This window comes from Desulfovibrio simplex (genome assembly GCF_055387835.1).
The window spans coordinates 1942464-1963440 of sequence record NZ_AP042377.1; the positions used below are offsets into that span (position 1 = coordinate 1942464).

At 60.1% G+C, this 20977-nt stretch carries 19 protein-coding genes and 1 tRNA gene; 13 read left to right on the forward strand and 7 right to left on the reverse strand.

Features of this window, described 5'->3' with window-relative positions; all coding sequences use genetic code 11:
• Positions 1-111: 111 nt before the first annotated feature.
• Both ACZ5DH_RS07925 and ACZ5DH_RS07930 read right to left on the reverse strand, forming a co-directional pair.
• Positions 112-870 carry a purine nucleoside phosphorylase YfiH/LACC1 family protein gene (locus ACZ5DH_RS07925; protein ID WP_464253791.1) on the reverse strand — a complete coding sequence of 253 codons (759 nt, stop codon included), beginning with the start codon at positions 868-870 and terminating at the stop codon, positions 112-114.
• A complete protein-coding gene (locus ACZ5DH_RS07930) occupies positions 861-1535 on the reverse strand; it encodes a 5-formyltetrahydrofolate cyclo-ligase (RefSeq protein ID WP_464253792.1) in 675 nt (224 codons plus the stop codon). The genes ACZ5DH_RS07925 and ACZ5DH_RS07930 overlap by 10 nt, the downstream gene beginning before the upstream one ends.
• Positions 1536-1607: 72 nt before the next feature.
• Between ACZ5DH_RS07930 and ACZ5DH_RS07935 the strand changes: the two genes are divergently transcribed.
• A complete protein-coding gene (locus tag ACZ5DH_RS07935; protein WP_464253793.1) occupies positions 1608-2297 on the forward strand; it encodes a metallophosphoesterase family protein in 690 nt (229 codons plus the stop codon).
• A gap of 103 nt (positions 2298-2400) precedes the next feature.
• Here the strand turns inward: ACZ5DH_RS07935 and ACZ5DH_RS07940 are convergent, their stop codons facing one another.
• From ACZ5DH_RS07940 to pyrR, 5 genes are all read right to left on the reverse strand, one after another.
• A complete protein-coding gene (locus ACZ5DH_RS07940) occupies positions 2401-3288 on the reverse strand; it encodes a carbohydrate kinase family protein (protein WP_464253794.1) in 888 nt (295 codons plus the stop codon).
• Entirely contained in the window at positions 3276-3920 is a 645-nt protein-coding gene (locus ACZ5DH_RS07945) for a putative Se/S carrier protein (protein ID WP_464253795.1), read from the reverse strand. Before ACZ5DH_RS07945 ends, ACZ5DH_RS07940 begins: the two co-directional genes overlap by 13 nt.
• Positions 3921-3991: 71 nt before the next feature.
• Entirely contained in the window at positions 3992-4213 is a 222-nt protein-coding gene (locus tag ACZ5DH_RS07950) for a sulfurtransferase TusA family protein (RefSeq protein ID WP_464253796.1), read from the reverse strand.
• Entirely contained in the window at positions 4213-5307 is a 1095-nt protein-coding gene (yedE, locus tag ACZ5DH_RS07955; RefSeq protein WP_464253797.1) for a YedE family putative selenium transporter, read from the reverse strand. The genes ACZ5DH_RS07950 and yedE overlap by 1 nt, the downstream gene beginning before the upstream one ends.
• A 318-nt stretch (positions 5308-5625) precedes the next feature.
• A complete protein-coding gene (gene pyrR, locus ACZ5DH_RS07960) occupies positions 5626-6165 on the reverse strand; it encodes a bifunctional pyr operon transcriptional regulator/uracil phosphoribosyltransferase PyrR (RefSeq protein WP_464253798.1) in 540 nt (179 codons plus the stop codon).
• A gap of 129 nt (positions 6166-6294) precedes the next feature.
• Here pyrR and ACZ5DH_RS07965 point away from each other — a divergent pair, with 129 nt between their 5' ends.
• From ACZ5DH_RS07965 to ACZ5DH_RS08020, 12 genes are all read left to right on the forward strand, one after another.
• Positions 6295-6609: an IscA/HesB family protein gene (locus ACZ5DH_RS07965; protein ID WP_464253799.1), complete on the forward strand. Its 315-nt coding sequence runs from the start codon at positions 6295-6297 to the stop codon at positions 6607-6609.
• A 91-nt stretch (positions 6610-6700) separates the two neighbouring features.
• Entirely contained in the window at positions 6701-7021 is a 321-nt protein-coding gene (locus ACZ5DH_RS07970; protein ID WP_464253800.1) for an IscA/HesB family protein, read from the forward strand.
• Between the two features lie 318 nt (positions 7022-7339).
• Positions 7340-10795, forward strand: a complete 3456-nt coding sequence (mfd, locus tag ACZ5DH_RS07975; protein WP_464253801.1) for a transcription-repair coupling factor — start codon at positions 7340-7342, stop codon at positions 10793-10795.
• A gap of 81 nt (positions 10796-10876) precedes the next feature.
• Positions 10877-12139, forward strand: coding sequence for a peptidylprolyl isomerase (locus ACZ5DH_RS07980; RefSeq protein ID WP_464253802.1), 1263 nt, complete (start codon positions 10877-10879; stop codon positions 12137-12139).
• A 92-nt stretch (positions 12140-12231) separates the two neighbouring features.
• A complete protein-coding gene (locus ACZ5DH_RS07985) occupies positions 12232-13170 on the forward strand; it encodes a SurA N-terminal domain-containing protein (RefSeq protein ID WP_464253803.1) in 939 nt (312 codons plus the stop codon).
• Between the two features lie 136 nt (positions 13171-13306).
• A complete protein-coding gene (locus ACZ5DH_RS07990) occupies positions 13307-14266 on the forward strand; it encodes a RodZ domain-containing protein (protein ID WP_464253804.1) in 960 nt (319 codons plus the stop codon).
• Positions 14263-15015, forward strand: coding sequence for a DNA repair protein RecO (gene recO, locus ACZ5DH_RS07995; protein WP_464253805.1), 753 nt, complete (start codon positions 14263-14265; stop codon positions 15013-15015). The genes ACZ5DH_RS07990 and recO overlap by 4 nt, the downstream gene beginning before the upstream one ends.
• A gap of 755 nt (positions 15016-15770) precedes the next feature.
• Complete coding sequence (gene glyQ, locus ACZ5DH_RS08000) at positions 15771-16649, forward strand: glycine--tRNA ligase subunit alpha (RefSeq protein WP_291300885.1); 879 nt, start codon at positions 15771-15773, stop codon at positions 16647-16649.
• A gap of 4 nt (positions 16650-16653) precedes the next feature.
• Positions 16654-18738 (forward strand): glycine--tRNA ligase subunit beta, encoded by a 2085-nt coding sequence (gene glyS / locus ACZ5DH_RS08005; RefSeq protein ID WP_464253806.1) that lies wholly within the window; start codon positions 16654-16656, stop codon positions 18736-18738.
• A 216-nt stretch (positions 18739-18954) separates the two neighbouring features.
• Entirely contained in the window at positions 18955-19221 is a 267-nt protein-coding gene (gene rpsT / locus ACZ5DH_RS08010; protein ID WP_464253807.1) for a 30S ribosomal protein S20, read from the forward strand.
• A 185-nt stretch (positions 19222-19406) separates the two neighbouring features.
• A tRNA-Arg gene (locus ACZ5DH_RS08015) sits at positions 19407-19483 on the forward strand.
• 244 nt (positions 19484-19727) lie between these two features.
• On the forward strand, positions 19728-20255 hold the full coding sequence (locus tag ACZ5DH_RS08020; RefSeq protein WP_464253808.1) for a hypothetical protein: 528 nt from the start codon (positions 19728-19730) through the stop codon (positions 20253-20255).
• Positions 20256-20977: the final 722 nt, after the last annotated feature.

Genomic DNA, 20977 nt, shown 5'->3' on the forward strand with positions numbered 1-20977 from the left:
CCCTTTGACCCGAAGAAAAAGAAGCGCCCTTGGTGTGTCCGCGAACGTGCCGGTGACACCTCCTGGCGCTCCAAAACATCCCGCCAGTCTACGCCGATGCCGGAACACCCATCAGCTTTTCTGAATCCAGATGATGCTGGCCTGGCGGCCCGAAGCCCTGGCGCAACGGTAAGAGAAAAACTGGTCGTTGTTGCTGGCTGTGCAGATATCCAGACCAAAAATATTACGTCCCGGAATACCGGCCTGCGCAAGCTGATGGCGGGTCAATCCCCAAAGATCCATGGTGCGGCTTTCTTCGTCAAACCAGGGCACGAACTGCGGCCCCCATTCCTTGTCAAAATTGATGAATTCCGCCTTGCCGGGGCCAAGACTCGGCCCCCGGACGGCAAAAACGTCCCGCGGCCTGAGGTCGTAGCGCTCGCAAAAGCGCACCACGCCTGTAAGGGGAAAGTCGCAGCGGTTGCCGCGCCAGCCAGCGTGCATGGCCGCCACGTACCTGCCGCTTTTATGCGCCAGCAAAATGGGCTGGCAGTCCGCCGTCTTGATAAGCAGGCCCAGGCCGGGTTCGGCCGTGGCCATGCCGTCTCCCTCTTCCACCGCCACCGCATCGCAGGCCACAGGGGTCGGCTCAAAGGCCATGACGTCGCCGTGCACCTGCTGCAACTCCGCCCAACGGCGCAAACCCCGGGGCTGCAGACCCGCCAGCAGGCTCTCACGGTTGGCCGCCACCAGGGCCGCGTCATCCCCCACACTGAAGGAAATATTGCCGCCGCCGTACTCTCCACGGCACACGCCGCCGGGGCGGGTCTGAAAGGCGCAACGCACGGAATCCAGGCCGGGAAACACAAATGGGATATAGCTTATAGGCACAACAGACGCTCTTCGGTGCATAGATGGTGAACCCGCTGATCCCAGGGGGCCAGGGGCAAGGGAGGGACAAGCTGAAAATCGAAACAGAACCCCACGCGCGGGCACGCAAGTCCGGCCTGTAAAAACCGGTCGTAATACCCGCCGCCGTATCCGAGGCGGCCGCCTTTAAGATCAAAAGCCAGACCGGGCAGCACCATCAACGAGGGGGCAAAGGTCATGCCGCCCGCCGGAGAGCAGGCCCTGCCCGCGCCAGCTGACACATCTTCGGGACCAAAACCCGGCAGGTCCGCTTCCGGCTCAACAAGGCCAAAGGGGCCGGGCCGCAACTGCTCGCGGCTGACGCAAGCCACAAAGTCCATAAAGCCGGGTTGTCCGCGCCGCACACGCGGCAGCCAGAGGGTGCGCCCCTCACGCCATGCCGCCTCCAGCAACAGGCTGGTGCCAATCTCATCCTTGACGCCCACGTAAAGCGCCACTGACTCTGCCTGAAGCCAGCAGTCCGCCCGGAGCAGATTCTCCTGCGCCGCCACTGCCCGCTCCCTGGCAAGGTGTGGGGGCTGCTCACGGCGAAGTCTGGTCATGCGCTCGCGCAGCGCCTGCTTGCGAACGGCCACCGCGTCCGGCGATTGCGGCCGTACGGCCTGCACAGGGGGGTTTTCACTCATGCCGGGCCTTTCCTTATGTACTGAAGTATGGCAGCATTATTGCAGCGTCAATATAACAAAGGATACGCCACCATGCCAAGCTCTACCACCCAGGATTACCTCTGGATCGCCGTTGGCGATATACATGATGAAACCGGGCGTTTTGCCAAGATTCCTGAACTGAGTCAGGCCGACGGCATCATCGTCACCGGCGACCTTACGGTGACAGGCGGCGTCAAGCAGGCGGAACAGGTCATGGACGTCTTACGCGGCTATAATTCGATGATTCTCGCGCAGATAGGCAACATGGACCGCCCTGAAGTGGACCAGTGGCTCAGCGAAAAGGGCTGGAACCTGCACACCGTAACGCGCGAACTCACGCCGGACACGGCCATCTTCGGGGTTGGCGCTTCCACCTTCACGCCCTTTGGCACCCCCAGCGAATTTCCTGAATCCGCTTTCGCCGCATGGCTTGAAGCCTGCTGGCAAAAAGCCCGCGCCTATCCGCACAGCGTTCTTGTGTCGCACAACCCGCCCAAGGATACGGCGTGCGACGTCATACCCGGCGGCGTGCACGTGGGCTCCACCGCGGTACGCGAATTTCTTGAAGAAGCCCAGCCGGACATCTGCCTGTGCGGGCACATTCACGAGGCACGGGCCGTAGACCGCGTGGGGCGCACCATTGTGGTCAACCCCGGCGCCCTGGCGCAAGGGGGCTATGTTCTTTTGCGCTACAATTCCGGCCAGTTGTCCGCTGAACTCAAGGTGCTGGAAGAAGAGTAGCGCAAACTCGGGGTAGATGACGCTGATGGCCGCGCACAGGCATTCGCCGTGGCGGCCTTTGTCTTTTTTTGGTGTCGCCAGTGCTGACGGGGCGACCACAGCCTCACTCCGTCGCAAGAACAGCCTCGGCATGTCCCTGCAAAAACTCGGGCAGCCGGGCCAGCAATTGGGCCACCTGCGTGCCCGGGTCGGGAGAACAGTACCGCGCCAGAAGCCGCGCCAGACGCGCGGCGGCAAGGCTGGCCCTGCACAGGGGAATCCCCCCCGCCAGCAGGGCCGTCACAAGGCCCGTCACGAGGTCGCCCGTACCGCCGATGCACTCCATGGCCGGTTCCGAGGGTTCCTCGATGGTCGCGGCAAGGCGTCCTTCGCAGACGATATGATCGGCGCGACCCTTGATGATGAGGTTGGCCGGACAGTTGCCGTGCGCCTGGGCGCGGGCCAGCAGACCGGGAATATCCTCTTCCTCGGCCAGTAAAAATCCTCTGGTGTAAAAAGGGTGCGGCGCTTTTTCGTCAGCCAGAAAGGCCATTTCGCCCAGGTCGGGCGTGAAAAGATCGTAGACGTCGGCGTAACCGCTCATCTTGGCCACGTACATGAAGCCCGCGTCGGCCACCAGCAGGGGTGGCGACGGCAAGGCCTGTATGGCCATGAGCACGCGGTTGTGCCAATCCACATCCGGGAAAAGGTAGTGGAATGTCATCCCCCTGGGGGCCAGACTTGCCACATGCTCCGTGAGCCATGCGTAAAGGGCGCGGCTGCCCGCTCCGGAACCGGTGTCACCAGCCAGCAGGAGGCGGGGCGGTTCAAAGCCCAATGCCTCGCAGGCCAGAAGAGCCGTGGCCGCCAGGGCCGCTGTGCCGCGCTGCACGGGGACGGCGCTTCCGTCCGGCAGGTGCAGCATGCCGTCGCGCACCGACGCCGGAGCCTGTGTTACAGCCCCGCAAAGCCCCATATCCTTATCAGGCAAAGTTCCCGTTATATACCACACGGATATTGCCTCCGCAGTTCTTCATAGGCCCTTTGCAGGCTGTAGCAGCAGAGCGTCTGCCCCAGGCTCCGGGGCTCCGGCGCTTCATCCAGCCGCATGCCGCACAGGCAATGCGCAAGCCACGGCACATCCGGGCAGCCGCCACCGGAAATATTCACAATGCGCCCGTCGCGCGTGTCCAGGGTAATCTTCATATTGGCGGCGCGCACCATGAGCCAGTGGTCCAGACGCTTGACCTGATACAGGGATACGGGCTCAAGCAGCACATCATGGGCGGTGACGACTTTTTCCGGACGGATGCCGGCCTTATGGAGAACTTCCAGCACAGCGGCCTGGCTGACCAGCTCAAAAACCACCACCATGTCGCAGCCAGTACGCAATTGCGGCGGCGGCCCCTTGACCTCAACGGCAAGCCCGGCCTGGCGAAGCAGGCTCTCGGCCTTGATGACCTCTCCCGTATGGGAAAAGACCAGCAACCCCCTGTCGCTGAGCGCTCTGGCAGCGCCAGCCGTACCGGGGTTTCTGTCCGGAACGGGCGGCCCCTTTTTGTCGCGCCATCCACGCAGAAGACTACCCATCCTGCCCAGCAGCCCGCCGGAAGGCTTGTTGGCCGAATTCGGCATCTTGTCCATAGCTCTATCCCGCCGGGCGGGCGGCAAAGCCCGCCCGACTGTTTTTCGCATGCAGTACTGCGGATTGTATGTCAGGACGACTTTTCTATTTCCAGCCGGGTGACGCCCTGCCCTTCGTCAGAGGTCTTCACGCTGAAGCCCCGATTGCGGGCCGCGCGGCTGACGTTTTCAAGACTGGCGTCATTGTCCACCAGCACGCTGAACGAGCTGGCGGCATCGCCCTTGAGGGCATTGAGAAAAAGCAGCACCGGCTGCGGGCAGGAAAGGCCACGGGTATCAATGAGTTCGGACATTACGCGCCTCGCTTGCAGTTGAAAAATCCAATGCACAGACAAATCCCAAGCCCGGCCAGTGTGGCTGCCATGCCGTGGGGGCCGATGCCCGCGGTGCTGGAGGCCATGCCGAAGTTGTGGGCCATGGCCGTGCCGACGATAAGCCCCACCGCGAAGACGGCGGCATCATTGTCGCCTTCTCCAGCCATGAACAGCTGGCGGCCAGGGCAGCCGCCCGCGAGAGCAAAGGCAAGCCCCGCCGTAACCATGCCCATAAAATTCCAGAGGTCGTCGGGCTGGGCAACGGGCTGGTTTTCAAAGCCCCAATGGAAGGAACCCAGGCTGAGATTCATGACCAGGGCCGCCGCGAACATGGCGATAAAGCCCAGGGCCAGATACCACTGATTGAAAAGGATGACGTCGCGCAGTGCGCCCATGGTGCAGAAACGGCTGCGCTGGGCCAGAAAGCCCACGGCGAGGCCTGCGCACACAGAGAAGATAAAGGGCGCGTGCTGTGAGCCCGGCCCCTTGATGGAATAAAAGAGCACGCCGCTCTTGAGTTCGCCTATGACCTGTGGATCGGCAAGATACAAGGCCACAAGGCCGAGCATGAGCGCGGGAAGCAGCAGGCCCGATATCTTGCCCTGGTTCTGGCTGCGGCCCAGTGAAAAACCCCTGCGGAAGAAGATGGTGCCAACGCCGACGCCTGCTATAAGGCCCGCAAGCCCGAAGAGAGCATGGGCGTCGCCGCCGGCAAGGCGCAGGATGACGCGCCAGGGGCAGCCCAGAAAAACCAGCGCGCCGATACCGGCGATGGCTCCGAGGAAAAACCGGGTGATGGGGGCGGAACCGCCACGGGGCTTGTATTCGCCAAAGAGCATGGCCGCCGCAAAAGCTCCCAGCACCATGCCCATAATTTCAGGGCGCAGGTACTGCACAATTTCAGCCCTGTGCAGACCGACAGCCCCGGCGATGTCGCGGTTGAAGCAAACCACGCAGATGCCCATATTGCCCGGATTGCCAGCCTGTTGCAGCAATACTGCCAAGACGCCGAAAATAAGGCCCACCACAACTATGCCGGTAGTGGTGGAAAGGATGTTGAAATACTGTTTCATCGGTATCCTCCTGTCCTTTTTATGGGCTTGCGCCCGTTGCGTTGACGGCCATAAAGGCCGACAGAACGCGGACGGAGGATTACCTCTTGCTCAGGTTTGTCGCGTCATGCCCCTGTGCCGCAAAACGCGCCGCCGCCCGCATACACTCCACACCGTGAAGCTGCCGGGGTTGCGTCAGGTCTTGCGCTTGGGCATGTGCGCTCCTTGATTTGCGCCGCACGGACTGTATCCGTGGGGAGGGGTGAGGGCCGCGCGCGGCGACCGGATGATTCATGCGGGCGGGCGGCGTTTCTGCCGGCCGCCGGCCGCCATCACATACTATACGGGACTTGCCGTCAGGTGTACGGCGTCCTGCCCGTCCCGTTCAGCCAGCAGCACGTCAACGCGCTCCTGGCGGCTGGTATTGACCGTGCGGCCCACATAATCCGCGTGGATGGGCAACTCGCGGTGCCCCCTGTCAATGAGGGCCAGCAACTCCACCGCCATAGGGCGTCCGTAGTCCAGCAGGGCTTCCAGGGCGGCACGTATGGTGCGCCCGGTGTAAAGTACGTCATCAACAAGAATGATGACGCGCCCGTCAACACTGGCCGGTATGCGCGACTGCCCGATGTGGGGCTTGCCCTCAAGGCTTGTCCAGTCGTCACGGTAGAGGTTTATGTCCAGCGTGCCCAACAGCACGGGATGCCCAAGGCGATCCTCAAGCAGGGCGGACAGGCGGCGGGCGATATCCGCACCGCGCCGTTCAATACCGACCAGCATGACGTGGTCACACTTGGCGTGGCGCTCCATAATCTGGGACGCCAGGCGTTCCAGCATACGCGCCATTTCGTGCTGCTCAAGCAGCAGGGTTGTGTTCATATTTCCTCCCGTGGCATCTGCCTGGGCCAAACCCTAACGCTTTTTGTGGTTGAAGAAAAGTCCCCTGACAATTGACAAGCCAGAAGCATGGCCTTAGTTACTATGGGCACCAGAAATATGGAGGACATTATGATTCAGTTGACCGACAATGCCCGCAAGGAGCTTGATACCTTCTTTGCGGACAAGAAAAAAGATCCGATTCGGATTTACCTCTCGGCTGGTTGAGGCGGCCCGCGCCTCGCTCTGGCTCTGGATGAGCCGAATGACCAGGATGTAACCGAAGAACAGGCTGGGTACACCTTCTGCATGAGCAAATCTTTGCTGGATGAAGTGAAGGGAGTTTCCGTTGATTTAACCTACATGGGTTTCACGCTCACCCCCGACGTGCCCTTTGCTTCGCAAGGCGATGGTTGCAGCAGCTGCTCAAGCTGCGGAAGCCACTAACAGAAACGGGCCTGGTTCCCCGTCAGCCGATGAAGCATTTCAGCCTGTTTTTCGGAATATAAAATATACCCGAAAAAATCATGGAGGAACCATGCTCGAACTTACCGAAAGCGCTCAAAAAGAACTGGCAGCCTACTTTGAAGGCAAGGAAAAAAGCGATATCCGCGTATACCTTGCCCCCGGCGGTTGCAGCGGCCCGCGCCTTGCGCTGGCCCTTGACGCCACCACAGATGAGGACCAGAGCGAAGAACAGGGCGGCTTTACCTTCTGCATCAACAAAGATCTGCTGGCTCAGGTTGAAGGCGTGAAAATCGACCTCAATCATATGGGCTTTATGGTGGAACCCAACGTGCCCCTGCCCCAGAGCGGGGGTGGTTGCTCCGGCTGCTCCGGCGGTTGCGGCACCAACTAGAGCAGATTAACTTTGAGAATATACATTCTCAAAGTTTAAGGCACGCTCACTTCGGCGTTTAACCGCGCAGATAAACTGCGCTTACGCCTCCGTAGCGAACGTCTGCTCACGCAGCCTCCAGAGCAATTTAAAAATTAAATTGCTCTAAAAGGCAAACAGATGCGGTTGACCGGGGGCGGCTTTAGGGCCGCCCCCTTGTCACTTTGTGGCGGGACTCATTTTCGGGCTTCATAGCCACGCTTCATATAAACTTCGTGCGGATCGTTCGCGCGCGTCATGGCCGTGCAAGAAGAACGGTCAGGTCATTGGAACGGGTTAATGAACAGTTTTAACGCAGTACTGGCAAGTCAGGAAAATCAGATATATATTGAGCGCAGCGGCATGGCCACGCGCTGCCGTCTCGCCGTTGAGGCCATGGCCCGTGGGCGCACAGTGGTTCTGGTGGCCCGCGAACGTGAAGAGTATACGCTTGCCCGCGCACTGCTGACGCTCTTTACACCGGAACTTTCCCTTGGCGAAAAGCCCCTGTCCGAACCCCTGTGGCGCAGCCCCTGCCTGGCCTTGCCCGCCTTGAGCCAGCGGCAGGACAGAGCCTCGTGGGCAGCGCGCCTGGCCGCCCTGTATGGCCTTGGCCTCGGACAGCCGCGCTGTCTGGTTTGCAGCGTTGAAAGCCTTCTGCTGCGTCATGTGCCCCTCAATTTCTTCGCTTCACGCAACCTTGACCTGCGCAAGGGCAGCGATTACGCGCCCGAACTGCTGCTCGATCAGGCCGTGGAATGGGGCTACGAGCGCGTGACCATGGTCACCCGGCCCGGAGAAATGGCGCGCCGGGGCGATATTCTGGATATTTTTCCCGCTGGCTATGTCAAACCCGTGCGCCTGGAGTTTTTTGGCGACACCCTGGATGAGATGCGCGTTTTTGACGCTGAAAGCCAGCGTTCCCTGCAGGGCTGCGACGAGCTGACGCTCCTTCCGGCCAGCCCGCTGGCCCTGGACGCCAAAGCTCTGGCAGCGGCGCGAGAGCGTTGCGACCGCATGTTCGCCGAAGGCCGCATCGGCGAAAACGAATGCTATTCCTTCAAAAAATCTCTGGACAGCGGCGGTCCGGGGCTTTTGCCCGGCAGCGTGCTTGAAACAACGAGTTTCATCGAAGACTGGTTGCCCAAGGACAGTCTGTGGCTGTTGCCCGGCGAGGCCGACAGCGCCGACGCCTTGCGCGATGGCCGCCTGAGCCTCAAAGAAAGGCTGGAAGCCCCGGACTCTCCCCTGCCCCAACCCGCTACGCTCACATTGCGCAAAAGCTCGCAGCCCGCGCCCTGGAACGGTTTTCAGCGTATTTACGCCGAACCGCTGGTCATGGGCGTCGAAGAGCGCGGCCTTGACCTGGCCGAACGCCCACTGCACTCCTTTATCGACCTCTTTCCTCTGCCGGGCGCGCAGGACCGCCCCTGGCAGCACCTCTCCGCGGCTCTCAAGGAGTGGCGCAACAGCCGCCGTCAGGTGGTTCTCAGTTTTTCTTCAGGCAGAAGCCGGGCGAAATTCCTGAAGCTGGCCGAGCAGGACGGCATTGTGCCTGCCCTGCGCTACGCGCCGGAACAAAAGGGAATTTTTGCGCTTGTTTCGCCCTTCAGGTCAGGGGCGGACCTTGTCTGGGACGACACCCTGGTGCTTGGCGAGGACATCCTGTACCCCAAGGCCGAAAAAACGCCCCGGGTTTCCTCCCGCGTGTTCAAGGGCCTGGACACTTTTGACGACCTCAAGCCCGGCGATCTTCTGGTACACCGCGATTACGGCATCGGACGCTTTGCGGGTCTGCACCACCTGGACCTCAACGCGGCGGCCAACGATTTTCTGCTGGTGGAGTATTCCGGCAAGGACAAGCTCTACGTGCCCGCGGACAGGCTGGGGCTTATCCAGCGCTTCAAGGGCACCGAAGGCGTGGAGCCCGCCCTTGACCGCCTGGGCGGCGCTGCCTGGGTGGTCGGCAAGGAAAAAGCCCGCAAGGCCATTGAAAAAATAGCCGCCGACCTGGTGGAGATGTACGCCTACCGCAAGGTCACCAAGGGCTTCCGCTACGACCCGCCCGGCGAGCTGTATCACGAATTCGAGGCCACCTTCGGCTTTGAGGAAACCCCGGATCAGGCCAAGGCCATCCAGGACGTGCTGGACGATATGGACAAGCCGAGCCCCATGGATCGCCTTGTCTGCGGCGACGTGGGCTTCGGCAAAACAGAGGTGGCCCTGCGCGCCGCCTTCCGCGCCGCCTCCGAGGGGCGGCAGGTGGCCATGCTCTGCCCCACCACCGTGCTGGCCGAACAGCATTACCAGACCTTCAGGGCGCGCCTGGCGGGCTTTCCCGTCAATGTGGGCCTGCTCAGCCGTTTTGTGACGCGCCCCAAACAAAAAGAAGTGCTCAAGGCCGCTGCCGCCGGGCAGGTGGACATTCTCATCGGTACCCACCGCATTTTGTCCACCGACGTGAAGCTGCCCAATTTGACCCTGCTCATCCTCGATGAAGAACAGCGGTTTGGCGTGCGCCACAAAGAAAAGCTCAAAGCCCTCAAAAAAAACGTGGATGTGCTGACGCTCACGGCCACGCCCATTCCGCGTACCCTGCAGCTCTCCATGTCGGGTATCCGCGAGCTTTCCATCATCGAAACAGCGCCGCAGGACCGCAAGCCCGTGGCCAGCGCCGTGCTGCGCAGGGACGACAACGTGCTGCGCAAGGTGATGGAACGCGAAATGGAACGCGAAGGGCAGATCTTCTGGGTATACAACCGCGTGCAGGGGCTGGAGCGTGTGGCGGAATACGTGCGCGGGCTTGTTCCGGCGGCCCGTGTGGGCATGGCTCATGGCCAGATGTCCGAAACCGAGCTTGAAGACACCATGCACAAGTTCTGGCATGGCGAACTGGATGTGCTGGTATGCACGTCCATTGTGGAGTCCGGCCTGGACTTTCCCCGCGCCAACACCCTGGTGGTGGATCAGGCCCAGATGTTCGGCCTTGGGCAACTGTACCAGCTGCGTGGCCGCGTGGGCCGCAGCGACAGGCAGGCATACGCCTTTTTTGTGGTGCCCGACGCCGAACGCCTGACTGCCGTGGCCGAAGAGCGCCTGCGCATCATTATGGACATGGACTACCTGGGCGCTGGTTTTCAGGTGGCCATGGAAGACCTGCGCCTGCGCGGCGCGGGCAATATACTGGGCGAAGTCCAGTCGGGCCACATGTGCCGCGTGGGCCTTGACCTGTACCTCGAAATGCTTGAAGAAGCCGTGGGCCGCCTCAAGGGCATGCCCGAAAGCATCGTCGCAGAGACGGAACTGACGCTGGGTCTTCCGGCGCATATCCCCGCATCGTACATTGACGACGGCCGCGAGCGGCTGCGCTGCTACAAGGCCCTCACCTCGGCTTCAGGCGGGGCCGCGCGTGAAGAAACGGCCCTGTCCATCCGCGACCGCTTCGGGCCATTCCCCGAAGAGCTGGCAAACTTTCTGGCCGTGCTGGATTTCAAGCAGTTTCTTACGGAACTTCAGGTGCAGAAGGCCGAAGTGCGCCGCGAATCCGTACGCCTGATCTGGCCGGACGGGCAGACGGCCGTGCAGCCAGAACGCATTGTGGCTCTTGCCGCGTCCCTGCCGGGCGCGCGCGTGCAGCCCCCGGCGGGCCTTGCGCTGACGCTGGGAAAAGACGTCCCCTTTGCGCAGGGGCTTGACAGATTGCGTCAGGCGCTGGAAGACATACGCATACCAGTTGCGGGACAGGTTTCAGCCTGACCTGGCCAGAAGGCCAGGCCGCTCCGGCTGCGTTTCGTCCCGGCTGCATTTCGCTTCGGCCGACGTCAAAAGAGGATGCCCATGCCCCTGTTTTTTTCAGCCACGCCCGGCCAGCATAACACACTGCCGTTCCCGGTTTCCGGCTGCGCCCCCGTAGCGTCGGGGCATCCGGGGCACAGGGCGGCTTTTGCCCCGGAGCCGGGACAAAAGGGCGTATTCCGGGCGGCGCGTCTGGCGTTGCTGGCCTGCTGCCTTCTGCTGTGCGCCTGCTTCGAGGCCCGCCTGCCCGAAGGCGTGGTGGCCACTGTCAACGGAGAGCCCATCTACCTGCGCACTGTGCAGGCCCTGCTGGACAGCCGCTCCGCAGCCCTGGGCACGCTACAGCGCCCTTCGCTCGAAAACATGAAACGCCAGTACGGCGACGCTCTGGGCACGCTGATCATTTACGCACTGGTACGCCAGGATTTGCGTGATCTGCATATTCCCGTCACGGACGCCGCCCTTGAAGCCGCGGTGGCGGCCATCAGGGCGGACTACGGCGGAGAGGAAGGGCTGGCGCGTTTTCTGGCCGACGAATCACTGGACGAAAATGAATGGCGCGTGCTCATGCGCGACCATCTGGCCATGCAGAGCTTTGAAAAGCGCATTCTGCTGCCCGGCATCCGCATTTCTCTGAACGATGTGCGCTCCTATTACAAGGAACACGAAGCAGATTTCGCTTTGCCCGAAATTCTGGACCTTTGTCTGATTTCCGCCGTAGAACCCCAACTTGTTGACGCATTTTGCAGCGCCTTCACCTCTGGCCGTCCGGCAGGGAATGAGCCGTCCGAAAATCTCATGGTGCAGTGCCAGGAAGTCAGCGCGGCCCAGTTGCCGTCCAACTGGCAGAAAAAGGCTGAAAAACTCGCGCCCGGGCAGTGCGCCGCCCCCGTTCAGGAAGACGGGCGCTGGTACGGCCTTGCCCTGAAGGAGCGCAACGCCGCCCATATCATGGGTATGGCCGAGGCCTACCCGCTCATTGAAAACATATTGCAGCAGCAGCGCAAGGATGCCGCGTTTGAAAGCTGGCTGACCACGACGCTGGGCCGGGCGCAGGTTCGCGTCAATCCGAATCTCATGGCCGACCTGCTTACGCCGCCCTCCGCCAGACCATCCATGCGTGATGACGGCCCCGGCGATGCGTCTGGCCCGGCCGTGCGTGGCGGGGTCAACGGCTCCGGCGATGTCGGCTCCGCTCCGGCGGACGGCGATGACGGAATGAATGCCCCTGAGGGCGGGGGCGAAACATACGGACCACAGGAAAAAACGGGGGCGTCCGGCAGGCTTGACCGGCAGGGGCCATAAGCCCGTCAGGCGGTCATTGCATGTCGTGCTGTTTTGGGCTAAAAATTGGTAGATAAACAGGCGCACCGCGCTTTGTACGAGGGAGAATCTCTGTGAGGAAAACACTTGTTTTGCTGCTGGCGATCATGCTTACGACCGCATGCAGCGTGCAGGCCGCCCAGCTCAATAAGGTGGCTGCTGTTGTCAACGGACAAGTCATCACCATGTTTGACCTGCAAAAAAATGCGTTGCCTGACATTATCCGGTCCGGGCTTAACCCCGAAAATCCGGCCAACGCCAAGCAGGTGGACACGGTTTTCCGCAAGGTTCTGGATCTGATGATTATGGATATTCTCATCGCCCAGGAAGCCAAAAGGCTGAAGGTAAGCATTTCCCCTTCGGAAATCGACAATGAGATCGCCAAGCTGATGCAGGGCCGCAATATGACCAAGCCGCAGTTTGAAGAACAGCTGGCGCGCCAGAAGAGCAGCGTGGCCGAATTGCGCGGCAATATCGAAAAAACGCTGTTGCGGCAGAAGATCATGAGCATGGAGGTGGGCCGCAAGGTTGTGGTCACGCCAGAGGAAATTCAGGCGTACTACGAGGCTCACAAATCCACCATGTATGACCGCACCGGTCTGCACATGGGTGTTCTGGTCTATTCGCCCAAGGTCAATGCCGCCTCCATTGCCGCCCAGATACGCTCCGGGGCGCTGACCTTTGAAGAAGCCGCGCTGAAGTATTCCATCGCGCCCAACAAGGAAAAGGGCGGCGACATGGGCCCGGTGGAATGGGACCGCCTGAACCCCGAATGGGAAGCGCGGCTCACCAAGATGAAGCCCGGCGATGTGACGGAACTTTTTGACCTTCAGGGGCACAAGGCGCAGGTGCATCTTTTTCGCCCTGGCGGCGGCGGCGAGTTGAGAATACTCACCCTTGAAGAGGCCAAACCGCAGATCGATGCCATACTGCGCCAGCCCAAGGCCATGGAACGCTTTGACGACTATACGGGACAATTGCGCAAAAAAGCGGTAATCGATATCCGGTTGTAGCATAACCGTTCAGGCGTACGCGCGGCTCCGCCCGCGCTGCGCCCTTCCGGCGGCGTATCGTCTTCGGCCTCAGGGCGGGGATAGCCACCGGCAACAGCCGCCCACGGGGCGGCAAAGACCTTTATCGAGGCTTTGCATGACCTTAGAGGAACTGGGCGCGGTCCTTCGCGCGGAGCGCGAAAAAAGGGGCCTCAGCATTGAAGATGCGGCCAACCACCTGAAGATAGGCGCGCGCCTTTTGCGCGCGCTCGAGGCGGGGGACTCCTCTTCTTTGCCCCATCTGGCGTATACCAAGGGTTTCATTCGTTCCTACTCCGCATATGTGGGGCTTTCAACTGAAGAAGTCAGCGCGGCCCTGTCCGCTCTGGAGGCTGAAAACGAAGAGGCTTCCATACAGCAGACGCCCCTGCCGGACGTCATTCTGACCCCACGGCGCAGTTTCAAACCCTTTCTGTCCGTCTTTGTCGTGGTGCTGCTGTGTATTGGCGTCTACCTGGTCTGGCAGCACGGCGCGCTGGATGTTCTGACCAGCCAGACACGCCGCCAGGCGCAACCCGCCCCCATGCAAAGCCCGGACAGCGCGGAAACGCCGTCTGTTGGAGCTGAAGCCCGCAATCTTGTGCCAGGGCGTGAAGCACGCCAGAACGGCACTGCCGGACAACCCGCCGCAGCCGCCACAGACAGCGGGCCGCAGACTGGCCGCCCCGCAGCGCCTGCCGCTTCCGGTGCGCAGCAGACCCCTGGCGCGCAGGGCACCATACCGGCGGCCCCCCCCACAACATCTGGCCCCGCCACAACGCCCGGCACTGCCGCAGCCACCCCCGCCGCATCGGCGCAGACGCCTGTGACTGGCCCCCACAAGGTCATCATTACGGCCACGGAAGAATGCTGGGTGCATTCCAATGCCGATCATACCGATACGAGGCAGTTTTCCCTGCGCAAGGGCGATACCTTTGCCCTTACGTTCACCAAGAGCCTGGAACTGAAGCTCGGCAACGCGGGCGGAGTACGCCTGCGCTATGATGGCGAGGAGCTTCCCCCCGTGGGTGCAAGCGGTCAGGTGCGCACGCTGACCTTTCCTCCGGCGCTCCCATGACGGAATGGGCCGATCACGCGCTTGTGCTGCGGATGGGGCACTTTCGTGAGTCGGACCTCTGGCTGAAAACCCTTTGTCGCAAGCACGGCCTGCTGACGCTGTTCGCCTTTGGCGGAAGCAGAAGCAGGCGTCGCTTTTGCGGCTGCCTTGACGTGCTCAACAGCCTGCACTGCCGGGTGAAAACTTCGCCGCGCGGCGGATTTCTCAACCTGGAAGAAGCCGTGCTGCTGAACGGCCCCCAGGCGCTTCGGCGTGACTGGCGGCGTATGGGTCTTGCCGCCAATTGCCTGCGCTTTGTGGAGGCCCTTGGGGTGGGAGACGAAGGAGCCGACGAGGCCTTTGTGCTGGTGGAAGACATGCGGCGAACCCTTGAGGAGGCCGCGACATTGCCCGCGCTTTTTCCCCTTTTCTTCCGCTTGCGTCTGGCGGGCGCGCTGGGCTTCGCGCCAAGCCTTGACGTGTGCGGGCTGTGCGGCTGCGAACTGAACGGCCCCGGACAGTTTGTGGTGGACGAAGGGCACGTACGCTGCCCTTCCTGCCGTGCCGAGGCCGGACCAGTGCGTTATGGCGTGGAACTGAGCGCCGACGGACTTGACCTTTTGCGCCATGTACAGCAAGAATTGCCATCCGGCTGGCACGCGGAGGAACTGCCTCCAGCGGACCGGCGGGCCTGCTCACGGGTTATTGACGGTTTTGTGCAATACCACCTGGGGCTGGCGTGGGAGGGGGGCTTTTTTCGCCGTGTATGACAAGAACGGTTCGTCTGGCTTGTGGTTTTGCGGTTTTACTGGTCTGGTCCAAGCAAATTTTTTGCCAGACCACGGGGCACTGCATAACAGGGAAACATTGACTGGCGGCTTTCTGTCTTCGACTCCGCTGCCCTGCGCACAGTGGCGGACGTTTAAGGTTTCGGGGGTGCGCGCTGTGCGCGCCCTGTCATGACAACAGCCCGCAAGTCGTTTCAATCAGCGTTTTCTGGAGCAATTTCACTTTGAAATTGCTCTGGCGGCTGCGTGAGCAGACGCCCGCCGCAAAGGTGTAAGCGCAGCTTCAGTCGTTGCTTTAGCCGTTGTGACGCAGGAAGCTACGGATGCTTCAAGCGTTGTGACACAGGCTTAAAGCATTGTGACGCAGGCTTAAAGCGTTGTGACGCAGGAAACTACGCTTGAAGACAGCATGCGTAACGACACGGTTTGTCCCTTACAATCGCTGTCGCCATCCGTAGCGATGCTGTCCTGCCCCGTAAGACGGTTCCGTCAACGGTTCAGGCAAGCCCTGCGGGCAACGGCTGCCGCAAAGACGGCAATGAGTTACGCAAAAATCTTACCCAAAGAGTCGCTGTCGTTATCCGTAAGCCGCTGACGCTGCAACGGCTAACGCGCCCGAAGGGCTTACGAATGAAGACAGCACCGCTATTTACTTGCGCGGTTGAGCGCCGAAGCGAGCGTATCTTAAACGTTGAGAATATATATTCTCAACGTTAATCTGCTATAAAGGACAGCACATGTATTTTCAGGACGTGATACTCACCCTACAAGATTACTGGGCCAGGCAGGGCTGCGTCATTGAGCAGCCCTCCGGTGTGGAATGCGGGGCAGGCACCTTTAACCCCCATACCTTTTTGCGGGTTATCGGTCCCGAACCCTGGAGCGTGGCCTATGTGGAGCCTTCGCGGCGTCCGACGGACGGGCGCTACGGCGAAAATCCCAACCGCTTGCAGCGCTATTTCCAGTTTCAGGTCATCATGAAGCCCTCGCCGGACAATGTGCAGGATCTCTATCTGCAAAGTCTCAATGCCCTTGGCATCAATCCCGCACAGCACGACATCCGCTTTGTGGAAGACGACTGGGAATCCCCCACCCTCGGCGCCTGGGGGCTCGGCTGGGAAGTGTGGCTTAACGGTATGGAAGTAAGCCAGTTCACCTACTTCCAGCAGGTGGGCGGTATTGACCTTTCGCCCGTGAGCGTTGAACTGACCTACGGTCTTGAACGCCTGACCATGTATCTTCAGGGTGTGGAATCCGTTTACGATCTGGCCTGGAACAAGAATGTGACCTACGGCCACATCTACCACCAGAACGAAGTGGAACAGTCACGCCACAATTTTGAAGCCAGCGACGCGCAAATGCTGCTGCGCCATTTCAGTGATTTTGAAGGCCAGTGCAAGGCCATGCTGGAACTGGGGCTGCCCTGGCCCGCCTACGATTACTGTCTGAAATGTTCGCATACCTTCAACCTGCTGGATGCGCGCGGGGCCATATCCATCACTGAACGCACCGGCTATATCGGCCGGGTGCGGGCTTTGGCGGCGGGCGTGGCCCGTCTGTACGCGGCTCAGCGCGAAGAACTGGGCTATCCCATGCTCAAAAAGGATGCGAGGTAAAGCCGTGGCCACCTTTGTGCTTGAAATTGGCAGCGAAGAACTGCCCTCCCGTTTTCTGGCTCCCGAAGAGGCGGAACTCTCCGCAAGATTTGCCGCGGCTCTTGGTGACGCCGGTCTGGAGTATGGCGATTTGCGCGTCATGAGCACGCCGCGCCGCGCCGTGGTCATGATTGAAAATCTTAATCCCGTGCAGGTTGAGCGCGAAGACATCGTGGCTGGTCCGCCCGTTCGCGTGGCCTACGATGCCGACGGCAAGGCCACCAAGGCCCTTGAAGGCTTTGTGCGCACCAATGGCTGCACCCTGGACGATGTTTTTCAGCAGGAGACCGAAAAAGGCGTCTATGTCGCCGTGCGCAAGCACACCGGCGGCGCGCACGCCAGCGGCCTGCTGACGGCCATATGCCCGGCCGTCATCACGGCCCTGCCCTTTGCCAAGCGCATGCGCTGGGGCGATTACTCCCTGGCCTATGCCCGCCCCTTGCGCTGGATACTGGCCCTGCTGGACAGCGAGGTCATCCCCTTTGAGGTCGGCCCCGTGACCTCCGGGCGCGAAACCTGCGGCCACCGCATCCACGGCCCCGGCCCCTTTGCCGTGGCCCATGCCGACGATTTTCTGAAAACCCTGGCCGGGCCCTGCGCCATCACCCTTGATCCCGCGCAGCGCCGCACGATCATTATCGAGGGCGGCAATGTCCAGGCCGTGGCCGCCAGGGGCAAGGTTCTGTGGAAAGACAGCCTCCTTGACGAAGTGCAGGGGCTTTCCGAGCATCCCGTGCCCCTGCTGGCGGATTTTGATCCGGCCTACCTTGAGGTTCCGCGCGAGGTGCTGCTGACCAGTATGGAAAGCCACCAGAAAAGCTTTGGCATTGAAGACGCCCAGGGCCAGTTGCTGCCGCATTTTCTGACGGTTCTCAACATCACCCCCGAGGACATGGATATTGTCAAACGCGGATGGGAACGAGTGCTGCGAGCCCGCCTCGACGACGCCCGTTTCTTCTGGCGCGCCGACCTGCGCGATACTTTTGACCACTGGCTGCAAAAGCTTGATACGGTCATCTTTATCGGCGGCCTCGGCAGCATGGGCGACAAGACGCGCCGTCTTGAAGCGCTGTGCCAATGGCTGGCTGAAACCTGCGCGCCCGACCTCGCTTCCGACGCCGCGCGCGCCGGACGGCTTTCCAAGGCCGACCTGGTCAGCGGGCTTGTTGGCGAATTTGATACGCTTCAGGGCATCATGGGCGGCATCTACGCCGGGCGTAAAGGCGAAAACGCCACGGTGGCCCAGGCCGTTGCCGAGCAGTACCTTCCCGCCGGGCCGGATTCTCCCCTGCCGGGCAGCATGGCCGGAGCGCTTTTGTCTCTGGCCGACAAGGCCGACACCCTCGCGGGCTGCTTCGGCCTTGGCATGATACCCACCGGCGCGGCAGACCCCAACGGCCTTCGCCGTTGCGCGTTGGGCATCATACGTATTGTGCTGGATTTCGGCCTGTCGCTGGACATGCGTCAGGTTTTCGCCAAGGCTCAGGAATTGTATGGCGACAGGCAGTGGAAATTGCCCCCGGCCGAAGCCCTCGACAAACTGATGGAATTTTTCGCTGCCCGGCTGCGTAACCATTTCATGAGTCAGGGGCAGGACACCCTGCTGGTGGACGCCGTGCTTGGCGCGGGTTCCGCACAGGTGACGGAATGCGGCGCACGCCTGAGCGCTCTGGCGGCCTTCAGCCGTGAGGCCGGCTTTGCCGAGGCTGCCCAGACCTTCAAGCGCGTGGCCAACATCCTGCGCAAGCAGGGTCAGGCTGAAGAAATTCCCGCCCAGTGGGCCGCGGAGCTCTTGCAGGAAGATGCGGAAAAGGCCCTGGCCGCCACGCTGGATCAACTCCTGCCGAGGCTTGACCAGATGTGGATTGCGCAGGATCACGCTGGCGCTCTGGCCTGCCTCAGCCAAGTGCGACCGGCAGTGGACGCGTTTTTTGACGGCGTTATGGTCATGTGCGATGACCCGGCCCTGCGACGCAACCGTCTGGCCATGTTGCAGGCCCTTGGGGGTCGCTTTGCCCGTCTGGCCGATTTTGCGGCCTTGCAAATGTAACCTTGTCCGGGTATGTTCCGTTTCCGGTTGTTCCGGTTCCGCCCATCGGCAAGCCGGAACAACCGGAATAGTTGAAAAAAAGAAAGTATGCCGCCGGAAATCCGGCACAGCGCTTGACAGCCATACGGGGCTGTGCTAACAACCCGTCTTCGCGATAGCGCATCAGAATTCAGACTCATGGCTTGCCAGCGCAAGCCCAACATAGTGGAGGATACCGTGGCCAACCATAAGTCAGCCATCAAGCGTCACAGGCAGAGCTTGCAGAGGGCCGGTCGTAACCGCGCCGCCCGTACCCGCGTGAAGAACGCCATCAAACAGGTGCGTTCCGCCATCACGGCCACCGACAAGGCTCAGGCCAATGAAGCTCTGGTGGCCGCCACTTCCGTGCTTTCCAAGGCCGCCGGCAAGGGCGCCATGCACTGGAAGAAGGCCGCGCGCAAGATTTCGCGTCTGGCTCGTGCCGTTAACGGCATCGAAGCCTAGTGCCTTTGAGGACAGATTTTTCTGTCAACGGTTTATTGTGTCTTGACAACGCATCGCGTTGTCTGTAATCACTCCCCCGGGGTGAATACTGTTTGAAAATTTCAACTAAGTTCGCAGATTTTCAAAAAATATTTTGAAAAAAGCTTGACGGCCACTGCGACTTAATATAGATTCCCCTTCGTTGCGCGCTCGTAGCTCAGCTGGATAGAGCAACAGGCTACGAACCTGTAGGTCAGGAGTTCGAATCTCTTCGGGCGCACCACTAAAAATCAAAGGCTTATAGCAAAAACTGCTATAAGCCTTTTTTGTTTGGTGACCGCTTGGTGACCAGGCCCCTCAAAATATTTTCCCCCTTCTTCTCCTTCCTCCCGGAGGGCCGTATAATGCTGCCCTCATATCTCAGCCGCTATGTAATCCCTCTGCGCCTCATTATGAAAGGATATAAAGTAATTTAGTCAGAAGTCGATAAATCAACCAATGGCACTCTAACGCGAACGAGGCCCAGCATGAGCATATCTATTGGTTCAGATGGCATGATGGCTCAAAATTTTTTCAGCATGGATAATGAACAGTCACGCTATATCAAAGCCAAACATGTTGCTGCTCAAAGTGATGTGAGCCTGATGGCCAGCAGACAAAACGCCATCTTGTCTGCTGGTATGGCTGCATGCGCTTCGGCCAAGTCTATGGCTGAACTCGTCCGCGAAGGTAAAAAAGCCGCGCGTCAGGTAGGATTTGATATGCAGCAAAGTGTATCTGAGACTTCAGAAAGAAATTTGAAGGAACTCAAGCGCCGTCTTGAAAAAAAGGCTCAAAAAACTCAAAAAGACGATGACGGACAGGCGAAAGGCGCTGCCGACGCACCTCAAGGCGACGCATCTCAAGCTGAAGCAAATTCAGCAGCGGCATCCGTTACCATTTCAGCGCCAGTCGCCTCCACGTCCTCTGTAAGCGTCGCTCCTGTTGACACTCCGGCCCCCGGCAGCACCGCGAATGTGCAGTCCGTACGGCAAAACATTTCCATTACGGTATGATTCTGGCTGCATAGATGGACTAAGATATTCCAATCCCAGCCCCCCAAGCTGCTGGCGGCAAGTTTTATTCTTGTGTGGCGCACCCAAATTCCAAGAGTGTACTGAAATTCCGTGCGTCCTTTTTTGTTCTGCTACGCACCCGCCCCATACCTATCCCACACAGGCCGCCTCCCACAGCCAACAGCCCGATGTGGCGCGCAATCACGCAATTGACACTCTGCCCCTATGACCGCATTCAAACCTGCGCCCCCACGAGAACGTCGGGAACTGTATGGAACACGGCATGATGATACTCCAACGCTCTTTGCCGTAGCCTCCCGGGCACACAGGGCCACGGCACCATGCTTACGGCGTTGTGTCCGCCTGCTCCCAACCTTGCCCCGGGCCAAGCCAGTGATCCGACCGTTATTGTCTTGTGAGGAATCATCCTTAACATCTCTGCAGCATTGCGCATTATTTATTATTGAAGAACCATGCAATCTGCTTTACTACTAAAAAAACAACTACACATAGTCGCTGTTTTACTGTCTGGCGTATTGCACTTTTTATAAAAATTTTTGTATTTTATAATTTTTGTTTGTACGTTGAAGCATTCTACAATGCCTGTTAATTTCAATTTTTCTTGATATTGATATATACACTGCTATGAGTAAAAACATTTAAAAATATATAACGACATAGAATCATTGCTTTCTTTGTGGCCTTTGTTATTTGCTGCCATC